Annotated in this window: 19 protein-coding genes and 4 tRNA genes; 5 read left to right on the top strand and 18 right to left on the bottom strand. The window is 55.1% G+C overall.

The window, feature by feature from the left end:
- Window positions 1-67: 67 nt before the first annotated feature.
- Complete coding sequence (cyaA, locus tag H2Z33_RS06835; protein ID WP_017383591.1) at window positions 68-2,611, bottom strand: class I adenylate cyclase; 2,544 nt, start codon at window positions 2,609-2,611, stop codon at window positions 68-70.
- A 350-nt stretch (window positions 2,612-2,961) separates the two neighbouring features.
- Here cyaA and hemC point away from each other — a divergent pair, with 350 nt between their 5' ends.
- The 4 genes from hemC to hemY are packed head-to-tail and all read left to right on the top strand — an operon-like array spanning window position 2,962 to window position 7,056.
- Complete coding sequence (gene hemC, locus H2Z33_RS06840; protein ID WP_017383592.1) at window positions 2,962-3,903, top strand: hydroxymethylbilane synthase; 942 nt, start codon at window positions 2,962-2,964, stop codon at window positions 3,901-3,903.
- A complete protein-coding gene (gene hemD, locus H2Z33_RS06845) occupies window positions 3,900-4,640 on the top strand; it encodes a uroporphyrinogen-III synthase (protein WP_033486955.1) in 741 nt (246 codons plus the stop codon). Before hemC ends, hemD begins: the two co-directional genes overlap by 4 nt.
- A 20-nt stretch (window positions 4,641-4,660) precedes the next feature.
- Entirely contained in the window at window positions 4,661-5,854 is a 1,194-nt protein-coding gene (gene hemX, locus H2Z33_RS06850) for a uroporphyrinogen-III C-methyltransferase (protein ID WP_015570012.1), read from the top strand.
- Between the two features lie 2 nt (window positions 5,855-5,856).
- Entirely contained in the window at window positions 5,857-7,056 is a 1,200-nt protein-coding gene (hemY, locus tag H2Z33_RS06855; protein WP_063135304.1) for a protoheme IX biogenesis protein HemY, read from the top strand.
- Window positions 7,057-7,593: 537 nt separating this feature from the next.
- Here the strand turns inward: hemY and H2Z33_RS06860 are convergent.
- From H2Z33_RS06860 to trxA, 17 genes are all read right to left on the bottom strand, one after another.
- Window positions 7,594-7,670 (bottom strand) — tRNA-Pro (locus H2Z33_RS06860).
- Between the two features lie 44 nt (window positions 7,671-7,714).
- Window positions 7,715-7,801, bottom strand: a tRNA-Leu gene (locus tag H2Z33_RS06865).
- Window positions 7,802-7,822: 21 nt separating this feature from the next.
- Window positions 7,823-7,898: transfer RNA gene (locus H2Z33_RS06870), tRNA-His, on the bottom strand.
- Window positions 7,899-7,965: 67 nt separating this feature from the next.
- Window positions 7,966-8,042 (bottom strand) — tRNA-Arg (locus H2Z33_RS06875).
- Between the two features lie 102 nt (window positions 8,043-8,144).
- Entirely contained in the window at window positions 8,145-9,530 is a 1,386-nt protein-coding gene (thrP, locus tag H2Z33_RS06880) for a bifunctional threonine/serine APC transporter ThrP (protein WP_017693946.1), read from the bottom strand.
- 197 nt (window positions 9,531-9,727) lie between these two features.
- Entirely contained in the window at window positions 9,728-10,468 is a 741-nt protein-coding gene (gene wecG, locus H2Z33_RS06885) for a lipopolysaccharide N-acetylmannosaminouronosyltransferase (protein WP_015570015.1), read from the bottom strand.
- A gap of 12 nt (window positions 10,469-10,480) precedes the next feature.
- Window positions 10,481-11,833 carry an ECA oligosaccharide polymerase gene (gene wzyE, locus H2Z33_RS06890; RefSeq protein WP_017693948.1) on the bottom strand — a complete coding sequence of 451 codons (1,353 nt, stop codon included), beginning with the start codon at window positions 11,831-11,833 and terminating at the stop codon, window positions 10,481-10,483.
- A complete protein-coding gene (locus tag H2Z33_RS06895; protein ID WP_033486959.1) occupies window positions 11,830-12,909 on the bottom strand; it encodes a TDP-N-acetylfucosamine:lipid II N-acetylfucosaminyltransferase in 1,080 nt (359 codons plus the stop codon). Before H2Z33_RS06895 ends, wzyE begins: the two co-directional genes overlap by 4 nt.
- On the bottom strand, window positions 12,906-14,156 hold the full coding sequence (gene wzxE / locus H2Z33_RS06900; protein WP_033486960.1) for a lipid III flippase WzxE: 1,251 nt from the start codon (window positions 14,154-14,156) through the stop codon (window positions 12,906-12,908). Before wzxE ends, H2Z33_RS06895 begins: the two co-directional genes overlap by 4 nt.
- Window position 14,157: 1 nt before the next feature.
- The gene (rffA, locus tag H2Z33_RS06905) at window positions 14,158-15,288 is read right to left on the bottom strand and encodes a dTDP-4-amino-4,6-dideoxygalactose transaminase (protein WP_015570019.1); all 1,131 of its coding nucleotides are present in this window, start codon (window positions 15,286-15,288) and stop codon (window positions 14,158-14,160) included.
- A 4-nt stretch (window positions 15,289-15,292) separates the two neighbouring features.
- Window positions 15,293-15,970, bottom strand: coding sequence for a dTDP-4-amino-4,6-dideoxy-D-galactose acyltransferase (gene rffC / locus H2Z33_RS06910; RefSeq protein WP_032646798.1), 678 nt, complete (start codon window positions 15,968-15,970; stop codon window positions 15,293-15,295).
- Window positions 15,967-17,229 carry a UDP-N-acetyl-D-mannosamine dehydrogenase gene (wecC, locus tag H2Z33_RS06915; protein WP_063135305.1) on the bottom strand — a complete coding sequence of 421 codons (1,263 nt, stop codon included), beginning with the start codon at window positions 17,227-17,229 and terminating at the stop codon, window positions 15,967-15,969. Before wecC ends, rffC begins: the two co-directional genes overlap by 4 nt.
- Entirely contained in the window at window positions 17,226-18,356 is a 1,131-nt protein-coding gene (wecB, locus tag H2Z33_RS06920; RefSeq protein ID WP_063135306.1) for a non-hydrolyzing UDP-N-acetylglucosamine 2-epimerase, read from the bottom strand. Before wecB ends, wecC begins: the two co-directional genes overlap by 4 nt.
- 56 nt (window positions 18,357-18,412) lie before the next feature.
- Window positions 18,413-19,459, bottom strand: a complete 1,047-nt coding sequence (gene wzzE, locus H2Z33_RS06925; protein ID WP_017693953.1) for an ECA polysaccharide chain length modulation protein — start codon at window positions 19,457-19,459, stop codon at window positions 18,413-18,415.
- Between the two features lie 13 nt (window positions 19,460-19,472).
- A complete protein-coding gene (gene wecA / locus H2Z33_RS06930) occupies window positions 19,473-20,576 on the bottom strand; it encodes a UDP-N-acetylglucosamine--undecaprenyl-phosphate N-acetylglucosaminephosphotransferase (RefSeq protein ID WP_023295723.1) in 1,104 nt (367 codons plus the stop codon).
- Between the two features lie 240 nt (window positions 20,577-20,816).
- A complete protein-coding gene (gene rho / locus H2Z33_RS06935) occupies window positions 20,817-22,076 on the bottom strand; it encodes a transcription termination factor Rho (RefSeq protein WP_001054528.1) in 1,260 nt (419 codons plus the stop codon).
- 341 nt (window positions 22,077-22,417) lie between these two features.
- Window positions 22,418-22,747: a thioredoxin TrxA gene (gene trxA / locus H2Z33_RS06940; protein ID WP_006812392.1), complete on the bottom strand. Its 330-nt coding sequence runs from the start codon at window positions 22,745-22,747 to the stop codon at window positions 22,418-22,420.
- A gap of 144 nt (window positions 22,748-22,891) precedes the next feature.
- Here trxA and rhlB point away from each other — a divergent pair, with 144 nt between their 5' ends.
- Window positions 22,892-24,160 carry an ATP-dependent RNA helicase RhlB gene (rhlB, locus tag H2Z33_RS06945; RefSeq protein ID WP_006812393.1) on the top strand — a complete coding sequence of 423 codons (1,269 nt, stop codon included), beginning with the start codon at window positions 22,892-22,894 and terminating at the stop codon, window positions 24,158-24,160.
- Window positions 24,161-24,162: the final 2 nt, after the last annotated feature.

A 24,162-nucleotide genomic window follows, 5' to 3' on the forward strand; every position in this document is an offset into this window, starting at 1 on the left:
CCTTACCGGGCCTACAACGGCTCAAACCGTAGGCCGGGTAAGCGATAGCGCCACCCGGCGAAAAGCCTCAGGAAAAGTACTGCTGCAACAGCGGCGCAGTTTCCTGGTTAGCGGGCGCCGCAGGGGTAATCGCCTGCGTACGGAACGGGATCACCTGCGCTCGCCCATCCACATTCACAATCTGGTAGAACTGCGGCAGGTTGAAGTTGATAAAGCTTGAGCCGTAGGTAAAGCGATCGTGCGAGGACGAATAGAAGCGGCTGACGTCGCGCACCAGCTCCTCTTTGCTGCCTTCACAGTGGTGATACACCTCGGCACGGTTGGTTTCATCCAGAATGTAGATGTTAAACCCGGCGTTATCGCCCGACTCTTCGAAGAAGAACTGAATAATCCCTTCACTCGCAAAGCCATCCACCACCTGCGGCAGCTTAACGTGATTGGTTTCCACCTGAACCGACAGGCCATGCAGTTTGTTGTGTGAAATCGCGCCGTAGAATTCAATGGCGTTCTCCAGCTTCTGCACCGACACGTTCAGGCGCTCAAAGAACAGCCCCCAGGTCTGGCCGGAGACGCGCAGCGCTTTAAAGCGCCCGGTTTCCTGTCGGGTGCTGGAGAGACGCAGTTCGATGCACTCAGACACCAGTTGCTGAACGCGGGTACGAATCAGGCCGCGCAGGTGCTGGCTGTAGCAGAACACCTCCACGCTGTCCGGCGGCGCGGCGTCCTGGTGCATCTTGCCGAGGATCGTTTTCAGCGCCTCGATCATCGCCTGCTCGCCGTTAAAGTGCAGGGTACGCACTTCGTTCCACGAGTTGCGGTACAGCAGATCCACGCTGCCCACCAGGCAGTTTTGCTGCTCGCCAAAGCTAAAGACGTCCAGCTTGCGGAAGTCAAAGTGAACGACCTGATTGCGGAAGGCCGCCGTCGGGTCGTATTCCAGGTTGACGATGATCGCCAGATGGCGAATCTCACACGGGCTGTAGAGCGCTTTTGGCGTCGGCGCAGGCAGACGCAGCGGGAAGTGGTGCGAGACATCCGCCACCATCTCCTGCAACTTGGCTAAATCGACCACCTCGTTGCCTTTGATAAACAACCGGGTGCGTGAGGTGAGAAGGCCGTTAAACCAGGCCCAGGCCACCAGCTTGTTCAGGTAGCGGTTATACTCCAGCGGCTGATGGCTGATGATCGAATCCATGCTTGGCGCACGGTTGTACAGATACCACCCGGTGCGGTTCGCGCGGCCCGGCGGTACGTAGATAAAGGTCAGATTCGGTTCAGACAGGTCAGGCGAAATCTGTGGGTTAACCAGCGTTACCTTGCCCGGCAACGCTTCAAACGCGGCGTACAGTTTGCGGGTCAGCACCCCGATATCCTGTGGGCTGGCAGAAACACTAAGGTTGTTACGGCGGGCAAAGCGGATCAGGTTGCGGTAGCTCTGCATCATCGCATCAAGCAGTTCGTTGTGCGCCTCACGCACCTGATCGATCTTCCAGTTGGCGCGGTTGTCGAGCATGGCGAGACGCTCTTCGTCCCATCCCCACTCTTTGACTAACTGGCTGACGACTTCACGACGCCAGCCCACGCAGGCGCGTTCGCGGCTCAGTTTTTCACAGACTTTGAGATAGAAACATCGACGCACCAGGTCAAGACGCGTGGCGTCCTCAATGGCTGTCAGGTATTCGGTGACGCGTTCCAGCATCATGCAGTAGGCATCAAGCCCGTAGGAGACGATCTCCCCGTCGTGCAGACGCTGTTTAATATCTTTCGCCAGCAGGCGCGGCGTGGGGTATTCCCAGGAGTAGGCTTCCAGCAGCAGGGTTTTCAGCACCGCTTTGTACGGTGAATCAATGCTCTTATAAAGCTGCCAGAGGCTTGCGCCAAAGTACTCTTCGGCGGACAGGGAGCTCAGGCCGCCCAGATCCAGCCACTCGTTTGGCGTCAGAACGCCCTGCGAGTAAAGCGACATGACGTAGTCGTCATAATTCTCTTCTTCATCGCACGGCACCATATTCCACAGAATACGTTTCCCGGCCAGGCGAACGGCAGTACGGTAAAACTCATCCAGCAACAGGATGTGCTGAGTCGAGCCGCAGTCTTCACCACCCAGACTGCCGCTTTCGTTATGGCGGAAACGGTTTTCATCAATCAGGAAGAAGCTCACTTCCACGCCGAGCGACGCCGCCCAGCTCTCCAGCAGGCTGCATTTACGCTGCAACAGCTGGCGCTCTTCATTGTCGAGCCAGGACTGATGGCAGACCCAGATATCCAGGTCAGAAGAGCAACTTTGCCCAACCGATGACGTGCTGCCCATGGAGTAAACCCCGGTAATCGGCAGCTCGCCTTTCGGCGAATCCTGCGGCGGCATACCACGGTAGAGTTCAAGTTCAGTCAGGTAATGCTGTTGGGTTTCATCAGGCGTGAAGAGGCAAATGCCCTGGGGAACGTTACCATCAAGGTAACCCGGCATCAGCGGATGGTGATAGTGCAACAATGTTGGCAGTAGACTGTATACCTGCTGGAAAGCAGGGCCCATGGCAGCAAGCGCGCGATCCACACGCAATTGATTGATGGCATCCAGTCTCTGTTTCAGAGTCTCAATATAGAGGTACAAGACGTATCGCCTGATGTTTCCGGGTGTCGCACGCCAGTCAGAACACAAAAAGCAGCGGACCCGCAGTATTTCAAAAAATAACCGTTACCCTTTTTTCGCCTTTTGCTTTTCTGGTGGTACAGACGAAAAAATGGTCTAAAACGTGATCAATTTAACACCTTGCCGGTTGACCGTAAAGAAAGATGCGCTACATACAAGTGTAGCACCGTTCTTGACGTGTAAATTCCTGAATACGGCGATGGCTGACGAGTACGCCGCCCTGTCCCTCTCACTCTTCATCAACCGTAAAACTGCCATCCGAGTGTCAACAATGTTAGGATGGTTAGCGATTGATAATGACGGTAACAAGCATGTTAGACAATGTTTTGAGAATTGCCACACGCCAAAGTCCTCTTGCACTCTGGCAGGCACATTATGTTAAGCAGCGCCTTGAAGCCTGCCACACCGGATTACGCGTTGAGCTGGTGCCAATGGTCACGCGTGGCGATGTCATTCTGGATACGCCGCTGGCCAAAGTGGGCGGAAAAGGTCTGTTTGTCAAAGAGCTGGAGCTGGCATTGCTTGAGAACCGCGCCGATATCGCCGTGCATTCGATGAAGGATGTGCCCGTTGAGTTCCCGGAAGGGCTGGGGCTGGTGACCATCTGCGAGCGCGAGGATCCGCGCGATGCGTTTGTCTCTAATCGCTATGACTCGCTCGATGCGTTGCCGGCAGGCAGCGTGGTCGGCACGTCAAGTTTACGCCGCCAGTGTCAGCTGGCTGAACGTCGCCCGGATCTGGTGATCCGTTCGCTGCGCGGGAACGTCGGCACACGCCTTGGCAAGCTGGATAACGGCGACTACGATGCCATTATTCTTGCGGTTGCGGGCCTGAAACGCCTGGGGCTGGAAGAACGCATTCGCGTCGCGTTGCCGCCGGAGCTGTCGCTGCCCGCCGTCGGCCAGGGTGCCGTCGGCATTGAGTGTCGTCTGGTTGATGCGCGCACTCAGGCACTGCTCGCGCCGCTGAATCATGACGATACCGCCGTTCGCGTAAAAGCCGAGCGCGCGATGAATACTCGCCTCGAAGGAGGCTGTCAGGTGCCAATTGGCAGCTATGCTGAATTAACTGACGGTGAGCTGTGGTTGCGTGCGCTGGTTGGCGCGCCGGACGGCTCACAGATGGTTCGCGGTGAACGTCGCGGCAAGCCGCAAGATGCCGAGGCGCTTGGCGTATCGCTGGCGGAAGAGCTGCTGAATAACGGCGCGCGTGAAATTCTGGCTGAGGTCTATAACGGAGAGCCCCCTGCATGAGCATACTTGTCACCCGCCCTTCTCCCGCAGGAGAGCAGTTAGTGAGCCGTCTGCGCGCACTGGGGCAGGTGGCCTGGAGTTTTCCGCTGATTGAATTCTCCCCCGGTCGCGAGCTGCCTGCGCTCGCTGACCAGATGCGTCTCTTGCAGGAAGGCGATCTGCTCTTTGCGCTGTCGCAGCATGCCGTGGAGTTTGCCCATGCGCAGCTGCAACAGCATGCCGTTAGCTGGCCTCACGCCCCCCGCTATTTCGCCATCGGGCGCACCACGGCGCTGGCCTTACATACCGCGAGCGGAATCGATGTTCGTTACCCGTTAGATCGGGAAATCAGCGAAGTCTTGCTACAATTACCTGAATTACAAACCATTGCCGGAAAGCGCGCGCTCATTTTGCGCGGCAACGGTGGCCGCGAACTGCTGGGCGAAACGCTGCGCGAACGCGGCGCAGACGTGACGTTTGTGGAGTGCTATCAGCGCTGTGCGAAACACTATGATGGCGCGGAAGAAGCAATGCGCTGGCACGCCCGCGGTATTAATACGCTGGTGGTCACCAGCGGTGAAATGTTACAACAGCTTTGGTCGCTGATTCCGCTTTGGTATCGCGAAAACTGGTTACTCCGCTGTCGGCTTCTGGTCGTCAGTGAGCGTCTGGCGAACCACGCCCGGGAACTGGGCTGGCAGGATATTCGGATCGCTGAAAACGCCGACAACGATGCGCTGCTGCGCGCATTACAATAACTCTCAAATGGGAAGCCATAATGACGGAACACGAAAAATCCTCCGCCGTGGTTGAAGAGACCAGGGAGACTGTGGACACCACGTCACAGCCAGAGACGACAGACACAACCGTTGAGAAGAAAAACGGCAGCAACAAAACCAGCCTCACGCTGAGCGTGATTGCCATCGCGATTGCGCTGGCCGCAGGCGTGGGACTTTACGGACTGGTGAAGAAACAAGGCACCAACCAGACGGCCACCAGCGACGCGCTGGTTAACCAAATCACTGCCCTACAGAAAGCGCAGGAGACGCAAAAAGCTGAGCTGGAAGGCGTGATCAAACAGCAGGCTGCCGCCCTCGCCGACGCGAACAGCAAACGTGAAGAGTTGACCAAACAGCTGAGCGAAGTGCAGGAAAAAGTCGCCACAATTTCGGGAACCGATGCCAAAACCTGGCTACTTTCACAGGCCGATTTTCTGGTGAAACTGGCCGGGCGCAAGCTCTGGAGCGATCAGGATGTCACCACCGCCGCCGCGCTGCTGAAAAGCGCCGACGCAAGCCTGGCGGACATGAACGATCCGAGCCTCATCAACGCTCGCCGCGCTATTACGGAAGATATCGCCAGCCTGTCCGCGGTTTCTCAGGTCGATTACGATGGTATCATCCTTAAGGTAAATCAGCTCTCCAACCAGATTGATAACCTTCAGCTGGCCGATAACAACGACGATGACTCCCCGATGGATTCTGACGGCACCGAGCTGTCCAGCTCCCTGAGCGAATGGCGTATCAACCTGCAAAAGAGCTGGCAGAACTTTATGGACAGCTTTATTACCATTCGCCGCCGCGATGAAACTGCCGTGCCGCTGCTGGCGCCGAACCAGGACGTCTATCTGCGCGAAAACATTCGTTCCCGCCTGCTGGTGGCTGCCCAGGCCGTACCGCGTCACCAGGAAGAGACCTACAAACAGGCGCTGGATAACGTTTCAACCTGGGTACGTGCTTACTACGATACCAATGACGCAACCACGACCGCGTTCCTTGAGGATATCGACAAGCTGAGCCAGCAAAACATCACCATGAACGTGCCGGACAAGCTGGAAAGCCAGCCGATTCTGGAGAAGCTCATGCAGACGCGCGTGCGTAACCTGCTGGCCCAGCCGGGCGTTCCGGCAGAGCGTCCGGCTGAAGCACCTGCCGCCGCGCCAGCGCCTGAAAGCGCGCCGCAAGGAGAGTAATGATGCTAAAAGTCTTCTTACTCTTCATCCTGCTGATCGCCGGGATTGTACTGGGGCCGATGCTCGCGGGTCACCAGGGTTATGTATTGATCCAGACCGATAACTACAATATCGAAACCAGCGTAACAGGGCTGGTAATTATTCTGATCCTGGGTGTGGTCGTTCTGCTGGCAGTGGAGTGGCTCCTGCGTCGTATTTTCCGTACCGGCGTACATACGCGCGGCTGGTTCGTTGGCCGTAAGCGCCGTCGCGCCCGCAAGCAGACCGAGCAAGCGTTGCTGAAGCTGGCCGAAGGCGACTATCAGCAGGTTGAGAAGCTGATGTCGAAAAATGCCGACCATGCAGAACAGCCGGTTGTTAACTATCTGCTGGCCGCTGAGGCGGCGCAACAGCGAGGCGATGAGGCCCGCGCCAATCAGCATCTTGAACGCGCGTCTGAGCTCTCTACTAAAGATCCGATTCCGGTTGAGATCACCCGCGTTCGTCTGCAACTGGCGCGCAATGAAAACCATGCCGCTCGTCACGGCGTTGACCGTCTGCTGGAAATTACCCCTCGTCACCCGGAAGTGCTGCGTCTGGCTGAGCAGGCATATATTCGGACCGGTGCCTGGGGCTCGCTGCTGGACATTATCCCTTCCATGGCGAAAGCCGACGTGGGCGATGATGAACATCGTGATGAACTTCAGCGTCTGGCCTGGATTGGCCTGATGGATCAGGCGCGCGCCGATCTCGGCAGCGACGGCCTGAAAACCTGGTGGAAAAACCAGAGCCGTAAAACGCGCCAGCAGGTTCCTCTTCAGGTGGCGATGGCAGAACATCTGATTGAGTGTGACGACCATGACACCGCGCAGGAGATCCTCCTCGACGGTCTCAAGCGACAGTATGATGACCGCCTGGTGATGGTCATCCCGCGTCTGAAAACCAACAATCCGGAACAAATTGAAAAAGCACTGCGCCAGCAGATCAAAACCGTGGGCGATCGTCCGCTGCTGTGGAGTACGCTGGGCCAGTCTCTGATGAAACACGGCGAGTGGCAGGAGGCGAGCCTCGCCTTCCGCGCCGCGCTGAAGCAACGTCCGGACGCATTTGATTACGCCTGGCTTGCTAATTCGCTGGACAAGCAGCATAAGCCGGAAGAGGCCGCAGCTATGCGCCGTGATGGGCTGTTATTGACGTTGCAAAATAACGGAACGCAGCAGTAATTAACAGGAGGCCAGATGGCCTCCTTTTTTACGCCCATAAAAAAACGCCTGCTATAAAAGCAGGCGTTAAAACAGGTCTGTAAGACAACATATTTGGTGCTTCACTCAACGTTGTGTCCATGGTGTCTGATGAGGCCGAAGCGACATCTGTCAGTGGACGATAAGCACCGTAAACGGCTCTGCGTCATTCCTGAGTTTATGAGGCCTTAAGGCGAACATAAGAGATGGAATGAGCATCTACACGCATATTATTGCATGTAATGTGCCAGGTTTACACGCAGAACTTTTACATCGCGCAACATTTTAAGATAAAAGGAAATTATGCTGTTAAGAACCGCCTGAAGCCATACACCATCGCGCTGAAGGCGGCGATATGTCGTCACCAGGAGACAGGTTAAGAGGTAAAATAATAAATTCTTTAATATTAACGGGTTATATGTCGCTGAATCGCGACAAGGATATAGAGTGTTGTCGGGGAAAGGCTACAGGATAAAAAACGCAGAAAACAAAAAACCCCGCCGAAGCGGGGTTCAAAATTGGTCGGCGAGAGAGGATTCGAACCTCCGACCCACTGGTCCCAAACCAGTTGCGCTACCAAGCTGCGCTACTCGCCGATGTACTGCTTTTTTGAATTTTTAGTTCAACTCATTAAAAGTCGTGGTGCGAGGGGGGGGACTTGAACCCCCACGTCCGTAAGAACACTAACACCTGAAGCTAGCGCGTCTACCAATTCCGCCACCTTCGCAATTCACAACTCTTTCAATAATGGGGTGGCTAATGGGATTCGAACCCACGACAACTGGAATCACAATCCAGGGCTCTACCAACTGAGCTATAGCCACCACTGTATTCTTTCACGCGGTTCTGACTACTTCTCAGACCACCGCAGCTCTAGCGCCGGGACTAAAATGGCGCGCCCGACAGGATTCGAACCTGAGACCTCTGCCTCCGGAGGGCAGCGCTCTATCCAGCTGAGCTACGGGCGCTTAGCGCCGTTGCGGGGCTGGATATTACGTACCTCCGTCCCCGCTGTCTAGTGCTTTTTTGAAAAAAATGCGCGTTTGGTTATGGTTTGCACATTTTGCCGCTTATTCCTCCACTTTATGGGCGGAGCCACGGCGGCCCAGGCCAAAAAGTTTATATGCAGCTGTGACGGCAGCCAGGAAGATCATCCCGACAAACAGCGACATGCGGGTATCTTCATTAAAGTACATTCCAATTAATACGCAAATCAGGAACGCCATCGTCAAATAGTTCGCATACGGGAACAGAATGGAGCGGAACGGATGGCTGGCGATCGCTTTTTTGTGCGCCTGTCGGAAACGCAGCTGGCTAATCAAAATGACAAACCACGGTACCATTCCCGGCAGCACGCTGGCGCTATAGACGTAAACAAACACGCGCTGCGGATTCGGGATGATGTAGTTCAGGCAAGAGCCAATCAGCAGAATCACAATCGACACCGCTACGCCCGCCACCGGTACACCCACGCGGGAGACTTTACCCATCACCGCCGGCAGCTGTTTGTTTTGCGAGAGCGCGTAAAGCATACGCCCGCAGCTGTACATCCCGCTGTTACAGCCGGAGAGCGCCGCCGTCAGCACCACAAAGTTGATAATGGCGGCCGCCGCCGTGATGCCAATCTTAGCGAAGGTTAAGACAAACGGGCTGCCGGTGGTGCCGATCTCGTTCCATGGGAAAATGGTCACGATAACGAAGATCGCGCCCACATAGAAAATCAGGATACGCCACAGCACCTTGCCTACCGCGCTACGCAGCGTGACCTGCGGGTTTTTCGCCTCACCTGCGGTAATGCCGATCAGCTCAACGCCCTGATAAGAGGCGACAACGATACAGAGTGCGGTCAGGAAGCCTTTCCAGCCGCCGGCAAAGAAGCCGCCGTGTCCGGTCAGGTTACCGAAACCAATCGCGTGCCCGCCGTTACCGAAACCAAAGAAGATGACACCCAGACCCACAACAATCATCACGATAATGGTGGTGACTTTGATCATCGCAAACCAGAACTCGATTTCACCGTAAAGGCGAACGGCGGCAAGGTTCGCCAGCGCCACAAGCCCTACGGCGATGAGCGCGGGTATCCACTGGGCCATCTCCGGGAACCAGAACTGCACGTAGACCCCGATGGCGGTGATCTCCGAAATCCCGACGGCCATCCACATAAACCAGTACGACCAGGCCGTGAGATAGCCAAAGAACGGGCTCATATAACGGTGGGCGTAAACGGCGAAAGAGCCCGTTACCGGCTCCAGAAACAACATTTCGCCCATTGAGCGCATGATGAAGAAGACGAACAGCCCGGCAATAATATACGCCAGCAGGACGGAAGGCCCCGCCCATTTCAGCGTGCTTGCCGAGCCCATAAACAGGCCAACGCCGATAGTCCCGCCCAGCGCGATCAATTCAATATGTCGAGCTTCCAGCCCACGCTGAAGCTCCGGTTTTTTCTCTGCCATAAATCCTCGGTTGTGTTTGCTGTTTCCCGACTTATTGCCGGGTATTGTTTTGAGGGGTACTGAAATACGGAGCGAATGGTTTCTTAAATTCTGGCAAATGGCAAACAATGCATTAAAAAAATGAATGCATTGCACAGAAATCCAGCAGTTTTACAGGGGGGATTGCAGCGCGAACAGCAGATCGCGCTGCATATTGATTACATTTTCCCGGTGTAGTGCCAGGCGAGGTAGCGCAGCAGACGAATCTGTCGTTTGATACGCGTCGGTTGAGAGAGCAGGCGGTAGAGCCACTCCAGCCCCAGGTTTTGCCAGACTTTGGGCGCACGCTTAACGTGGCCAGTAAAGACGTCGTAGGTGCCGCCAACGCCCATATAGAGCGCATCCGGGCTGACCAGACGGCAATCGCGCATCAGAATTTCCTGCCGCGGCGACCCCATGGCGACAGTGACAATTTTCGCCCCGCTGTCGCGCACGCGCTCATATAACGCCTGGCGATCTTCCGGCCTGAAATAGCCATCCTGGCTGCCCACGATGTTAACATTCCACTGGCTACGCAGCTTTTGTTCGGTCTGCGCCAGCACCTCTGGTTTGCCGCCAATCAAAAATACCGGCGTGCCTTCAGCGCCTGCGCGTTCCATAAGCCGCTCCCAAAGGTCAGCACCCGCCACGCGAGACACATTAGCGTCAGGAAACTTTTTACGAATTGAACGCACCACGCTAATACCGTCGGCGTATTTAAACTCCGCGGCTTCAATCAGGCTTTTCACTTCCGCATTATCTTCAACCGCCAGCATCTTTTCTGCGTTGATGGCCACCAGCGTGCCCGATTTCATCTGCCCGTCCGCGAACAGGAAATCCAGCGCGTGTTGCATGTCACGCCAGCCAATAAGCTGTAGCCCACGCAGCGCATAACGCGGGGCTGAAGTTGTATCCGTCATGATAATCCCTACTCAGACTTGCGACAGCGTTGTGCTGCCCTGTGGCTCACGTCTGTGCACAAGCCCTGCACTGTCAAACAACCAGTACAGCAGTTTTGCCAGCAGCAGACAGAGACCGAAAACGACCATAAAAAACACCACGCGTGAGACGAACGAATCCAGTCCCTCACGCGCCAGAACGATCATATTGAAAATGGCACCGAAACAGAAACTGTGCAAAACAGCGGCTTTGTAGCGGTTGGTCTCTTCATTACCCAGCGTATATAACCAGTCGAACCATTTTATTATCAGCCCGACCGCGATCGCGCCCGGCAGGATAAACCACGTTCCGCCCATCACTACCAGCGAGCCAATCAGTGTTGGGGAAATCGCCAGGCCCGAATGGTTGTTCAGCACTTCCCAGGTAAAGTAGTTCGCCGTGTTCAGGACAATACCGGGACGGTCAGGCCACAGCCACGTCGGTATAAAGACATAGAAATCGCGAACAATCGGCGCCAGCCCCTGGAATTCGATTTTGTCGTAGTTTTGCAGCAGCAATGCCAGGTTTTCCCACGGCGAGAAGGTGTCGCGCGTCAGATACAGGAAGGTATAAAACGCTTCGTCGCCCGCCACGTTCAGTCCGTAGCGCTTCAGCGCCAGCCAGAACATCCCCACAATGCCAAAGACGCCTGCCGCCGCCAGCATCCACAGCGAGATCCAGCCGCGAATAATGCCGATAAACAGGAAAATCGCGAAGGCGATAATGATGTTGGCGCGGGTGCCGCCGACGATCATGTAGGTCAGAATGCCAAATGCGACGGTGCTGACCAGGAAGAACAGCCAGGCTTTACTGTCCTGACGCAGGAAAAAGACCACCAGCATCGCCGGAATGAAGAAATAGAAGAAACGCTTGAGCGCGACGCCGGAGACTTCGGCGGAGAAAATCTGGCTATAGGACTGCAACTTAAACAGTAAAAAGCCGTTATGCATGAAGAAAATCGCCACGCTGACGAGGGCGATGGTCATCAGCATAACCCACGTCAGATGGGTTTCTACCCGGTTCATGGTAAACAGCGGACGACGGGGTGTGGTGTCTTTCGCCGCGCGCAGGCGCGTTTTATAGGTGACGTAATACACCGCGTAGAAGCAGGTCGCAGAGAGCAGCGCCTGCAACAAGATTTCCGGCGGAGCGACGCCAACATCAAAGCGGAACACGAGGATGCTGGTCAGCGGGAAGCCAAAGAAAAAGGTCAGCAAAAACAGCAGCGAGAAGAATACGTTGAAGTTAAAACGTACGCGCCGGAATTCAAACCAGGTGAGCGTGGCGATAAACAGCGTGCTCAGCAGCCAGACCACCAGCAAGCCGCTAAATTGCAACTGGCTCATGCGTTGTCTCCTGAAGCAATACGCAGCGCGCGGTGCCACGGCGTGAGATAGTTCGGGCTGAAAAAGTCGATGCTATTTTTATCCACCAGCGTGAGCTGACGCTGCGCTTCCCGTACCACCTCGACATTAAGCGTGTCAGAGGTAAACAGCACCGGAATATGCTGTTCGGCCATGTCCTGCCAGAACGGGTTTTCGCGGTTGAGCACGCACGGTACGCCCGCCTGAATCAGCAGACACAGCGTACCAATCCCCTGCTGACGGGCAAAGATGAAATAGCCCAGATCGCATTTTCGCAGCAGCGCGAGATAGTCATCAAATTCCAGCTTATCGCTGAGAATGTGCAGATTTTCCGCGCTAAACAGCGCAAGCCCCTGCTGGCGAACGTCATCGATGTAGGCGTCGTTATTGGCGGGATAGCCCATCGGCACCACGACGTTCACCGTATCGCCAAACTGCTGATGCACCGCCCGCAGCGCCGCGACATGCTCGTTACTGCGATCGCCGGAATTTCCCACCAGAATGGTCAGTTTGCCCTCACGAACCGCGTCATTCGCCATGGTATTCAGTGCCGGATCCATACGGGTCGGAAAATAGAGCAGTTCCCCGCGAACCTTCGGGTGCTGTTTAGCAAAATAGTTGAGGTCGCCACGGGTAGCAAAAACGCAGCCCACGCGCGCCTGCGCCAGACGACGCAGCGGATAGAAAAGACGGAACTTCCAGCCGTGGGAGACTTCGTAGAGATCCGCTCCCCAGATATGCCAGCTGAACTGGGAAGGTTTTATCCCGCCGCTTAACAGCGCCAGCCACAGCCCGGTATTGAATTGTCCGTGGAAGAAGAAACGCTGGCTTCGGTCCGCTTTGGCTTTCGCGACAACGGCTTTGGTCAGGGCCGCTTTGTCTGGCCAGAAGGTGATGTGCAATGCCGGACACGCCGCGCTCAGGCCGTTATCGCGTCCAACGACCATAAACTCGCGCGCATCGGGCGTGCCGGATGCCAGTTCATCGTTGAAGAACCGCAGAACGGTCTGGTTATGATGCGGGATATCCGATCCCAGTATGTGTATCAGTGCAGTCATGCGCGTTTACGCCAAAGTAAAAATACGCCGCAACAGGCAGCGAAATAAACGATATAAGTTGCCATATAGGCCTGAGCCGCCCCCAGCGCACCGTGGGTGGGGATCAGCCAGTGAGAAAATGCCGTCAGCAGCGCAAACTGGCCGATCTCTGCCAGGATATACAACCGCAGCGAAGCCTTCGCAATCACCAGATAGCCGAAAACGTATGCCCCCACTTTCAGCACATCGCCGACCAGTTGCCAAGCAAACAGATCGCGCATGGCGGTAAACTTCGCCGAAAACAGCAGCCAGATGGCGAAATCACGCAGTAACCAGACGGTAAAGCTGGCGATCGCAACCGCCGGCAACACAAAACGCAGGGAGCGAAAAATCTCGCGGGTAATATCCTGCCTGGAAGTCAGGCGCGATAAGGTTGGCAGTAAATAGACGCTAAAGGAAGCCGTAATAAATTGGAGGTAAGCATCTGAAATGCTGCTCACGCCCTGCCAGATCCCCACTTCATCCCAGCTGTAATGCGCTGCCAGCAGGTTTCGCATCATCACGTAGGCAACGGGAAGCGTTACCGAAGTGATGAGCGCCATCAGGGTAAACTTTCCTAGCTGCCCCGCCAGCATCTTGTCCCACTGCGGTTTCAGGTAATTCAGCGGGACATTGCCTCTGCGCATCAGCATAAACGCTGCCGGAATGACAACGAGCGCAGGCACCAGCGCCAGCCCCAGCAGCGCGCCTTCATAGCCGCCCAGCCGATAGCAAAAGTAGTAGGCGACAACGCCGATAATGCTGCCGAGGATCAGCGCCAGCGCATTCCCGGCGGCATCACGGAAGCCTTTCATCAGCGCCAGCAGCAGGTTCGCCCAGGCGATCCCCATCTGAACGAGCGCCACCAGGCGCACCAGCCCCTGATAGTGCGTGTGTCCGAACAGTCCCTGGCTGATGGGTGCCGCCGCCAGCAAAAAGACGACGGCCAGCAACGTAGAAAAGCCCAGCACCATTGCAGAGGAGGTGCCCACCACCGTGCGGAGCTTTTCGGCATCGTCATGATGCTGCGCGACGTATTTGGTGACGCCATTGAATATCCCGGCTCCCGCCAGCACGCCAAGCACCGTGACCAGCTGGCGGAAGTTCCCTGCCAGCCCAACGCCTGACGGACCAAATGAGACGGCCAGCAGCTTGACGACCAGTAACCCGGCGCCAATTTTTACAAGCGTGGACGCTGCCGTCCACACCGACGCTTTTGCCAGAGACATATCAGGCGAAATAACTCAGAAGCGAATTGATCACCGTACGCTGGTTCACCGGCGCGAGGTTGTAGAACAGGGGCAGGCGGAGCAGACGTTCGCTCTCTTTGGTGGTGTAGCGGTCTTCACCGGCAAACATCCCGAAGGCTTCGCCAGCCGGGCTGGAGTGCAGCGGAATATAGTGGAATACCGCCATAATTTCCGCCTCTTTCAGCCAGGCAATCAGCTTGCTGCGATCGTCGTTATCGCGCAGCTTGATGTAGAACATGTGAGCGTTGTGGATGCAGTCTGCCGGAATAGTCGGCAGTTCAATACGTCCGGCTTTTGCCAGCGGCTCCAGCGCGTCGTAGTAGGTTTGCCACAGGGAGAGGCGTTGCAGATTGATTCGCTCTGCCGCTTCCAGCTGCGCCCAGAGATACGCGGCCTGCAAATCCGCCATCAGGTAGCTTGAGCCGATATCGCGCCAGGTGTACTTATCCACCTGACCGCGGAAGAACTGGCTGCGGTTGGTCCCTTTTTCACGGATCACTTCCGCACGCTCCACCAGGGCACGATCGTTAATCAGCGTCGCGCCGCCTTCTCCGCCTGCGGTGTAGTTTTTGGTTTCGTGGAAGCTAAAGCAGCCGATATGACCAATGGTGCCCAGCGCGCGCCCTTTGTAGGTGGACATCACGCCCTGCGCGGCGTCTTCCACCACAAACAGGTTGTGCTTTTTAGCGATGGCCATGATGGTGTCCATCTCACAGGCCACGCCCGCGTAATGCACCGGCACAATCGCCCGCGTTTTATCGGTGACCGCCGCTTCAATCAGAGTTTCGTCGATGTTCATAGTATCCGGACGGATATCCACAAACACGATTTTCGCCCCGCGCAGGACAAACGCGTTCGCCGTGGAGACGAAGGTGTAGCTCGGCATGATCACTTCATCGCCGGGCTGGATATCCAGCAACAGCGCCGCCATCTCAAGCGATGCGGTACAGGACGGCGTCAGCAGTACCTTGGCACTGTGAAAACGTTGCTCCATCCACTGCTGGCAGCGGCGGGTAAAACCGCCATCGCCACAGAGCTTGCCGCTGCCCATAGCAGACTGCATGTAATCAAGTTCAGTGCCCACAACGGGAGGCGCGTTAAATGGAATCATCTTGTCACCTGTATAACCAGTAGGCGGTGGCGTCGATGCTGGCACCACTCGCAATATAACGTTTAAGCGCAGCGGTGTTGCCCATCTGGGTTGCGACCCGCAGCGTCGATACCTGTTGTTGCTCCGCCCAGTGCAGCGCCGCCTGCATGAGTTTCTCGCCCATGCCGCGCCCGGCTAACAAACCGATGCGCGCCTCGTGCTCGTTGAGCCTGCGAAGCGAAACAAAACCCTGAATCTGCCCCCCGGCAGTACGGAACACCAGACAGACGTGGTCAAACGTGCCTTTGACCGCATTCTCTATCCACTGGGCATAAAAGCGGCCGCTGTCATCGGGCGCATACCAGGGCGCCCGGAAACGGCTCTGAGCGAAGGCCAGCGCCGCCATCTTGCGCAGCGCGGGGATATCCTGCTCCGTTGCAATTTCCGCGCCCGGTGAGGCGTGGAGAGCCACGGTAACAGAGAGATCAACCTCACCCTCGACCAGCCGGAATCCGTGCTGCTGGAGGGCGTCCAGCAGATCGGCGCGGTCCGCCGGGATCTTAGCCTGTACGCGCTGCCAGGCGCTGAAGTCTGCTTCCTGCAACGCAGGGGCATTGTCGCGCAGACGCACTATCGCTGAGGGACGCGCAAAGAATGCGCTTTCCCACTCAAGGGACTCCAGCACGCCGTTGAGGATACTCAACGCCACACGCCTTTGGTATCAACAACATACTGCTGACGTACGGCATCACCGGAAACCGCTTTGAACGCATTGTGATCCACCAGCAGCACCAGCACATCCGCCGTCGCCAGCGCGTCATCCAGGGCGGTAAGGGTGCAGTGACCGGCAAGTTTTGCCGGCAGCGCATGAATATTCGGCTCAACCACCAGCGTTTCACCGCTGTGCCAGGCAGCGATTATTTCGGCAATTTCCATCGCCGGGCTTTCGCGCAGATCGTCAATATTCGGTTTGAATGCCAGACCAAAGCAGGCAATTTTCAGCTCACTGGCGCGTTTGCCGCTGTCGGCCAGACAATCCGCGACCGTGGCTTTGACCTGGTTGATAACCCAGTGCGGTTTGTGGTCGTTTACTTCGCGCGCGGTGCGAATCAGGCGTGCCTGTTCCGGGTTCTGCGCCACGATAAACCACGGATCGACCGCGATGCAGTGCCCACCCACGCCCGGCCCCGGCTGAAGGATGTTCACGCGGGGGTGACGGTTGGCAAGGCGAATAAGTTCCCAGACGTTAATCCCCTGATCGGCGCAAATCAACGACAGTTCATTCGCAAACGCGATGTTAACGTCGCGGAAGCTATTTTCGGTCAGTTTGCACATCTCGGCGGTGCGGGAGTTGGTCACCACACATTCGCCTTCAAGGAAAATTTTATACAGCTCGCTGGCGCGCGCGGAGCAGACTGGCGTCATGCCGCCAATCACGCGGTCGTTTTTAATCAGTTCCACCATCACCTGGCCTGGCAGTACGCGCTCAGGGCAGTAGGCGATATTGATATCGGCCTGGTCGCCCGCCTGCTGCGGGAAGCTAAGATCGGGACGCGCCTCGGCCAGCCACTGCGCCATCTGCTCGGTAGCCCCAACAGGTGAAGTGGACTCAAGGATAACCAGCGCCCCTTTCTTCAGCACAGGCGCAATGGATTTTGCTGCCGCCTCGACGTAAACCATGTCAGGCTCATGATCGCCTTTAAAGGGCGTTGGAACCGCAATCAGGTACGCATCGGCTTCTACCGGCGTGGTGCTGGCGCGCAGGAAGCCACCGTCCACCGCCTTTTTCACCACACGATCGAGATCGGGCTCCACGATATGAATTTCGCCACGGTTGATGGTTTCCACCGCGTGCGCGTTGATATCTACGCCAACGACCTGCTTTTGACGAGAGGCAAAGGCCGCCGCAGTAGGCAGCCCGATATAGCCAAGACCAACAACAGAGATGGTAGAAAAACTCATAGCGTTACCCGATTGTGTTTAAGTGCGTGCAAAATACGACCACAAGCCTGCCCGTCACCGTACGGATTGTGGGCCCGGCTCATCGCCTGATACTCTTCATCGTCATGCAGTAAGCGCGTGACCTCTTCGACAATACGACGCGGATCCGTTCCCACCAGACGCACGGTACCGGCAGTAACCGCTTCCGGGCGCTCGGTGGTTTCACGCATCACCAGTACCGGCTTACCGAGGGAGGGCGCCTCTTCCTGAATGCCGCCAGAATCGGTCAGGATCAGCCAGGCGTGGTTCATCAGCCAGACAAATGGCAAATAGTCCTGCGGCTCGATCAGGAGCACGTTTTCCACGTGGCCCAGGATACGGTTGACCGGTTCGCTGACGTTCGGGTTGAGGTGCACCGGATAGACAATCTGCACATCCTCGTTCTGCGCGGCGATTTCAGCGAGCGCGTGGCAAATTTGCTCAAAGCCACGGCCAAAGCTTTCGCGGCGGTGGCCCGTCACCAGAATCGTTTTCTTGCCGTTGTTCAGGAACGGATAGCGCGCAGCAAGTTCTGCCTGAAGCTCGCTGTTAGCCAGCACGCGGTCACGCACCCAAATCAGCGCATCAATGACCGTATTGCCGGTGACGAAGATCTTGCTGTCGCTGATATTTTCGCGCAGCAGGTTCTGACGTGAGTTCTCGGTTGGCGCAAAATGGTACATCGCCAGGTGACCGGTGAGCGTACGGTTGGCCTCTTCCGGCCACGGGGAATAGAGATTGCCGGTACGCAGACCCGCTTCAATATGACCAACGGGGATACGCTGATAGAACGCGGCCAGGCTGGTCGCCACGGTGGTGGTGGTGTCGCCGTGCACCAGCACCACATCCGGATTGAACGACTCCAGAATAGGCTTTAATTCTTGCAGAATACGGCAGGTGATTTCCGTCAGTCCCTGTCCCGGTTTCATTATATTGAGATCGTAATCCGGGACGATAGAAAAGAGGGTTAAGACCTGATCGAGCATCTCACGGTGCTGGGCAGTCACGCACACTTTCGCTTCAATATCAGGATCTCTGGCCAGCGCATGAACCAGAGGCGCCATCTTGATGGCCTCCGGCCTGGTGCCAAATACGGTTAGTACTTTCACATCGATTCTCTTCGATTAGACAATGAAGGCCGCAGCCTTCATCGTAGACGGCGTTCTTAGTTTGTGCGGCGACGCAATAACGCTACGCCAGCGCCAGTCAGTGCGCCCACAATCCCCCACATGATCATCAGGAATGCGCGACGCGGACTATCGCGTTTTACAGGCTCTTCAGGCGTTCTTAAATAACGATAGGTCTGAAAACGCGGGTCCAGCGTTGGACCGACGTTGAGCGTATTGAGCATGGCGCGGTTTTGGTCGTAATCAAGGTCAAAGTCAGGGCCAACGGCCTGGATATTTTCCAGACGTGCCTGAAGCATTGGGCGACCAAGAAGGAACATTTCTGAATCCGGGAGTTCGTCAGCCGGAACATCCGTTTCGCTACGGGAAATATTGTGCTGTTCCGCAATCTTCAGCGCCTGCTCAATATTATGTACGCGACGGGCGAAGATAGCCTTAGCGACCTCTTCCTGACGTTTGACCTGCGCTTTCATCTGAATAGTACGCGCAGCCCAGGCGCCTTTCAGCTCGTCATTCAGATGACTGGCCGCGCGCTGGCTGGCAAAAGCAACGTACTGACGCAACAGGTTATTGGCGTCCGGCGCCGTTTCCGCAATCAGCTTCACGCTGTCGCTAACGTTACGGAGCACATCGCCAGGCATAAACTGAATGTTATTAATCAGGTCATCCAGCAGCGCGGCATCCGCTTTGCTGTTACCGACCATGCGCTGCTTGTAGTAGTCCGTCTGGGACCAGAAATCGCGACGTGTATCCCACGACGCCAGCTGCATCACAAACTCTTTGTAGGATTCATCCATCACCGAAGCCTGATCCGGGGTCGCCAGATTGGCCTTGATATCAAGATTACGCAGGAATTGCTGCTGGGAGTAGTAGCCTCCAAGCATATTCACCGTTGGTCGGTCTGTGATCGCCGTGGCGCTCCACTCTTGTTTTGCAAAGAAGGTGTAGGCAAGCGCTAACAGCGCGAACCCCAGGGCAATCCCTACAATCCACAGTTTGCCCTGCCATAACACGCGAAACAAACCACGAATATCCAGCTCGTTCTCAGTGCCCACTGATTTCGCTCCCGCCAACGGTTGAGTCATCATAGTCCCGGTTTTACTTAGTTAATGTTGTGTTTTTGCCACTGTTCCGACGCATCCTGCGTTTTAAACGTTTAATAAAACGCGCGACTTTCCATGCACGCTTGATGCAGTAACCGTACATGAAAAATGCTAGCAAGAATAATACCAACATTACCCATTCAGGAATGAAATGTGCGTATTCCGCGGCTACGCCAATCGCAGCCAGAATAGCAGCCGCAAGCGTAATCAGCACAAATGCCTGACGAGACGTGAAGCCGGCGCGCATAATCAGGTGATGAATATGTTGCCTATCGGCAGAAAACGGGCTCATCCCTTTACGCAGACGGCGGTACATAATAGCGACCATGTCCATCAGCGGGATGGCGATAATCCAGAGAGCCGTTACCGGGCTGATAGGGTGAGTTTTACCCTGCGTAGTTTCCAACAAGATCCAGATAATAGTGAAACCAATCAATGTGCTACCCGCGTCGCCCATAAAGACTTTATAGCGACGGCCCAGCGCCCCAAGATTTAACAGGATGTAGGGTAGAATGGCCGCAATCATGGCGAAACACCACATTGCCAGGCTGTATTGACTATCAAACCATAGGATAATGCCAATAGCAGCAAATGAGACACAAGATAATCCGCCCAATAAACCATCTATCCCATCGACCATATTAAAGGCATTGATTGAAACCCATACGGCAAAGAGTGTGAGGAAGTAACCAAATGGTCCGAGCACCATCTCCCAGGAACCAAAAATGTAACCAAGGCTGCTCAAGTGAAGTTTTGCTGCCACCATCATGGCAATACCAACAGCAGCCTGTACGAGAGCTCGAATTTTTACACTGATATCGTAACGATCATCCAGTGCCCCCACAATAACCAGAACCGCCGCGCAACTGAGGTATAACCTTGCATGAGGGATATAGTAATCAGCGATAGCAAAAGTGAAACAGACACCTGCAAAAACGGAGATACCACCCACCAAGGGGATCATACCCTGATGCCGTTTACGAAAATTGGGTTTATCCACTAACCCCAGATACTTTGCCACCTTGCGCGCGAAAAAAAGAAAGCAAGTAGTAAACAAAAAAATACTGGTTAGTTCAGCAAACGTATCGAATAGGTTCACAATGGATGTTCTCAACATATGTTAGTCAAAGAAGTATAACCATGATGGCATCAAGCCAGAAGGCATAAAGCATACCTCTTGCGACCCATTTGTTTATTATTCAAGCTATTAATATTTTTACTGTGCGAATTATCTCATTCTCGCACCGACCGGTCAAAATTGGGAGTGTATGGTAATAGCGTATAGTCCATAAATAAAAAACGCCACGTAAAAACGTGGCGTTTACTGGGATTATTTGCGTTACGAGCGTTTCATCATGTCGAAGAAATCGTCGTTCGTTTTGGTCATCGCCAGTTTGTTAATGAGGAATTCCATTGCGTCGATTTCGCCCATTGGATGGATGATTTTACGCAGGATCCACATTTTCTGAAGCTCTTCCTGAGTGGTAAGCAGCTCTTCTTTACGGGTACCGGAACGGTTGTAGTCGATCGCCGGGAAGACGCGTTTTTCTGCGATTTTACGAGAAAGGTGCAGTTCCATGTTGCCTGTACCTTTAAACTCTTCGTAGATAACTTCGTCCATTTTGGAGCCGGTATCGATCAGCGCCGTCGCGATAATGGTCAGGCTACCGCCCTCTTCCACGTTACGCGCCGCACCGAAGAAACGCTTCGGACGATGCAGGGCGTTAGCATCCACACCACCGGTCAGTACTTTACCGGAAGCCGGCACCACGGTGTTGTAGGCACGCGCCAGACGGGTAATGGAGTCGAGCAGGATGATCACGTCTTTCTTGTGCTCAACCAGGCGTTTCGCCTTCTCGATGACCATTTCCGCAACCTGAACGTGGCGAGAAGCAGGCTCGTCGAAGGTAGACGCAACCACTTCCCCTTTCACCAGACGCTGCATCTCGGTTACTTCTTCCGGACGTTCGTCAATCAGCAGCACCATCAGCACACAGTCTGGATGGTTGTAAGCAATGCTCTGCGCGATGTTTTGCAGCAGCATGGTTTTACCGGCTTTTGGCGGCGCCACAATCAGACCACGCTGGCCACGACCAATTGGCGATGCCAGATCCAGCACACGAGCGGTTAAGTCTTCAGTAGACCCGTTACCACGCTCCATGCGCAGACGAGAGTTAGCGTGCAGCGGCGTTAAGTTCTCGAACAGGATCTTATTGCGGGAGTTTTCCGGTTTGTCGTAGTTAACTTCGTTAACCTTCAACAGCGCAAAGTAGCGTTCACCCTCTTTTGGAGGACGAATCTTACCTGAAATGGTGTCACCAGTGCGGAGGTTGAAACGGCGGATTTGGCTAGGGGATACGTAGATGTCGTCAGGGCCGGCGAGGTAGGAGCTGTCTGCGGAGCGGAGGAAACCAAATCCGTCTTGCAGTATCTCCAGCACACCGTCGCCAAAGATATCTTCGCCACTCTTAGCGTGCTGCTTCAGGATGGCGAAAATGATGTCCTGCTTGCGCATACGAGCCTGGTTTTCCAGTCCCATATTTTCGCCGAGAGTGATCAGCTCAGAAACCGGCGTATTCTTTAATTCGGTAAGATTCATAATGGTGTGGGTTCTTAAACTCGGGGTGATTCTCGAACTTAATGTTGTGAATGGTATGGCAGGGTCATCCATGCCTGTTTAGCGGCCATCACCTCATGTCTGTTCGCTGTCTGGTCACAGGGAAAGAACGCAGAACTGAAACGACAAGACGGATTGAGTGACAAGCCCGGAATCTAGCAACTTCACGCACTGTTTAAGTTAACAACGGGAAGTATCGGGTAAAACAAGATTCAAACAACAAGATATGTTTAAAACGTAGTCATAGCTAACTTAGCACGACTAAAGCCGGGCGTCCAGAGCTCGCCGTTAATTAGGCGTTCTGGACGCTCGGCTGAGAAACCTTACGCCAGGTTAGCGTCCAGGAACTCTTTCAGTTGACCTTTGGACAGTGCGCCCACTTTGGTCGCCGCCACGTCACCGTTCTTGAACAGCAGCAGGGTCGGGATGCCACGGATACCGTATTTTGGCGCGGTGCCCGGGTTCTGGTCGATGTTCAGCTTGGCAACGGTCAGTTTGCCCTGATATTCGTCAGCGATTTCATCCAGAATCGGAGCGATCATTTTGCAAGGACCACACCATTCAGCCCAGAAATCAACGAGGATCAGCCCGTCAGCTTTAAGTACGTCCGTGTCAAAACTGTCGTCAGTCAGGTGAATAATTTTATCGCTCATATATAACTCCACAGGAATAAGCCTGGTACGTTGGTTTTGTCTCCACCAACGACGTGTTGATGTCGCATTAACCAACTAAAGGTTGACTTTATTTCACCGGATACGCTTTCGTAAAGCAATAGTAAGCTGATATTCTACCACACTATGAGCAAAACACATTTAACAGAACAGAAGTTTTCCGACTTCGCCCTGCACCCAAAGGTGATCGAAGCCCTTGAAACTAAAGGGTTTCATAACTGCACGCCCATTCAGGCTCTCGCCCTGCCGCTGACGCTGGCCGGTCGCGACGTTGCAGGGCAGGCGCAAACCGGTACTGGCAAAACGATGGCGTTTTTAACGTCAACGTTTCATTATTTACTTTCTCACCCGGCGATTGCAGACCGCAAAGTTAACCAGCCGCGCGCGCTAATTATGGCCCCGACGCGAGAACTGGCGGTACAGATCCACGCAGACGCTGAGCCCCTGGCGCAAGCCACCGGCCTGAAACTTGGCCTGGCCTATGGCGGCGACGGCTACGATAAACAGCTGAAAGTGCTGGAAAGCGGCGTCGATATCCTGATTGGGACCACCGGCCGTCTTATCGACTACGCCAAACAGAACCATATCAACCTCGGCGCAATCCAGGTCGTGGTGCTGGATGAAGCAGACCGCATGTACGATCTGGGCTTCATTAAAGACATCCGCTGGCTGTTCCGCCGTATGCCTGCGGCAAACCAGCGTCTGAACATGCTGTTCTCCGCTACCCTGTCATACCGCGTACGTGAACTCGCATTCGAGCAGATGAACAATGCGGAATATGTGGAAGTAGAACCGGAGCAGAAAACCGGGCACCGCATTAAAGAAGAGCTCTTCTATCCTTCTAATGAAGAGAAAATGCGCCTGCTGCAAACCCTGATCGAAGAAGAGTGGCCGGATCGCGCAATTATCTTCGCGAACACCAAACACCGCTGTGAAGATATCTGGGGTCACCTGGCGGCAGATGGGCACCGTGTGGGCCTGCTGACCGGCGACGTGGCGCAGAAAAAACGCCTGCGCATTCTCGACGAATTTACTCGTGGCGACCTTGATATTCTGGTCGCGACCGACGTGGCGGCCCGTGGCCTGCACATTCCAGCCGTGACGCACGTCTTTAACTATGACCTGCCAGATGACTGTGAAGACTATGTACACCGTATCGGTCGTACCGGTCGTGCCGGCGCAAGCGGTCACTCCATCAGCCTTGCGTGTGAAGAGTATGCGCTGAATCTTCCGGCCATTGAGACCTACATCGGTCACTCTATTCCACAGAGCAAATACAATCCGGACGCGCTGTTGAGCGAACTGCCGCCACCTAAGCGCCTTACCCGTCCACGCTCCGGCAATGGTCCGCGTCGTTCCGGCGGTGCACCGCGTAATCGTCGTCGTTCAGGTTAAAA

Source organism: Enterobacter sp. YSU (assembly GCF_016082135.1).
In the GTDB taxonomy this organism is placed as follows: Bacteria; Pseudomonadota; Gammaproteobacteria; order Enterobacterales; family Enterobacteriaceae; genus Enterobacter; species Enterobacter hormaechei_C.

What these genes read in the sequence shown, in the direction of transcription:
- wzyE (WP_017693948.1), bottom strand. Translation starts at nt 11,833, where the DNA reads ATGAGCCAGTTGCAATTTAGCGGCTTGCTGGTGGTCTGGCTGCTGAGC.
- trxA (WP_006812392.1), bottom strand. Translation starts at nt 22,747, where the DNA reads ATGAGCGATAAAATTATTCACCTGACTGACGACAGTTTTGACACGGAC.
- rffA (WP_015570019.1), bottom strand. Translation starts at nt 15,288, where the DNA reads ATGATTCCATTTAACGCGCCTCCCGTTGTGGGCACTGAACTTGATTAC.
- rhlB (WP_006812393.1), top strand. Translation starts at nt 22,892, where the DNA reads ATGAGCAAAACACATTTAACAGAACAGAAGTTTTCCGACTTCGCCCTG.
- hemX (WP_015570012.1), top strand. Translation starts at nt 4,661, where the DNA reads ATGACGGAACACGAAAAATCCTCCGCCGTGGTTGAAGAGACCAGGGAG.
- thrP (WP_017693946.1), bottom strand. Translation starts at nt 9,530, where the DNA reads ATGGCAGAGAAAAAACCGGAGCTTCAGCGTGGGCTGGAAGCTCGACAT.
- hemD (WP_033486955.1), top strand. Translation starts at nt 3,900, where the DNA reads ATGAGCATACTTGTCACCCGCCCTTCTCCCGCAGGAGAGCAGTTAGTG.
- H2Z33_RS06895 (WP_033486959.1), bottom strand. Translation starts at nt 12,909, where the DNA reads ATGACTGCACTGATACACATACTGGGATCGGATATCCCGCATCATAAC.
- hemC (WP_017383592.1), top strand. Translation starts at nt 2,962, where the DNA reads ATGTTAGACAATGTTTTGAGAATTGCCACACGCCAAAGTCCTCTTGCA.
- wecG (WP_015570015.1), bottom strand. Translation starts at nt 10,468, where the DNA reads ATGACGGATACAACTTCAGCCCCGCGTTATGCGCTGCGTGGGCTACAG.
- rho (WP_001054528.1), bottom strand. Translation starts at nt 22,076, where the DNA reads ATGAATCTTACCGAATTAAAGAATACGCCGGTTTCTGAGCTGATCACT.
- hemY (WP_063135304.1), top strand. Translation starts at nt 5,857, where the DNA reads ATGCTAAAAGTCTTCTTACTCTTCATCCTGCTGATCGCCGGGATTGTA.
- wzzE (WP_017693953.1), bottom strand. Translation starts at nt 19,459, where the DNA reads ATGACTCAACCGTTGGCGGGAGCGAAATCAGTGGGCACTGAGAACGAG.
- wecC (WP_063135305.1), bottom strand. Translation starts at nt 17,229, where the DNA reads ATGAGTTTTTCTACCATCTCTGTTGTTGGTCTTGGCTATATCGGGCTG.
- wzxE (WP_033486960.1), bottom strand. Translation starts at nt 14,156, where the DNA reads ATGTCTCTGGCAAAAGCGTCGGTGTGGACGGCAGCGTCCACGCTTGTA.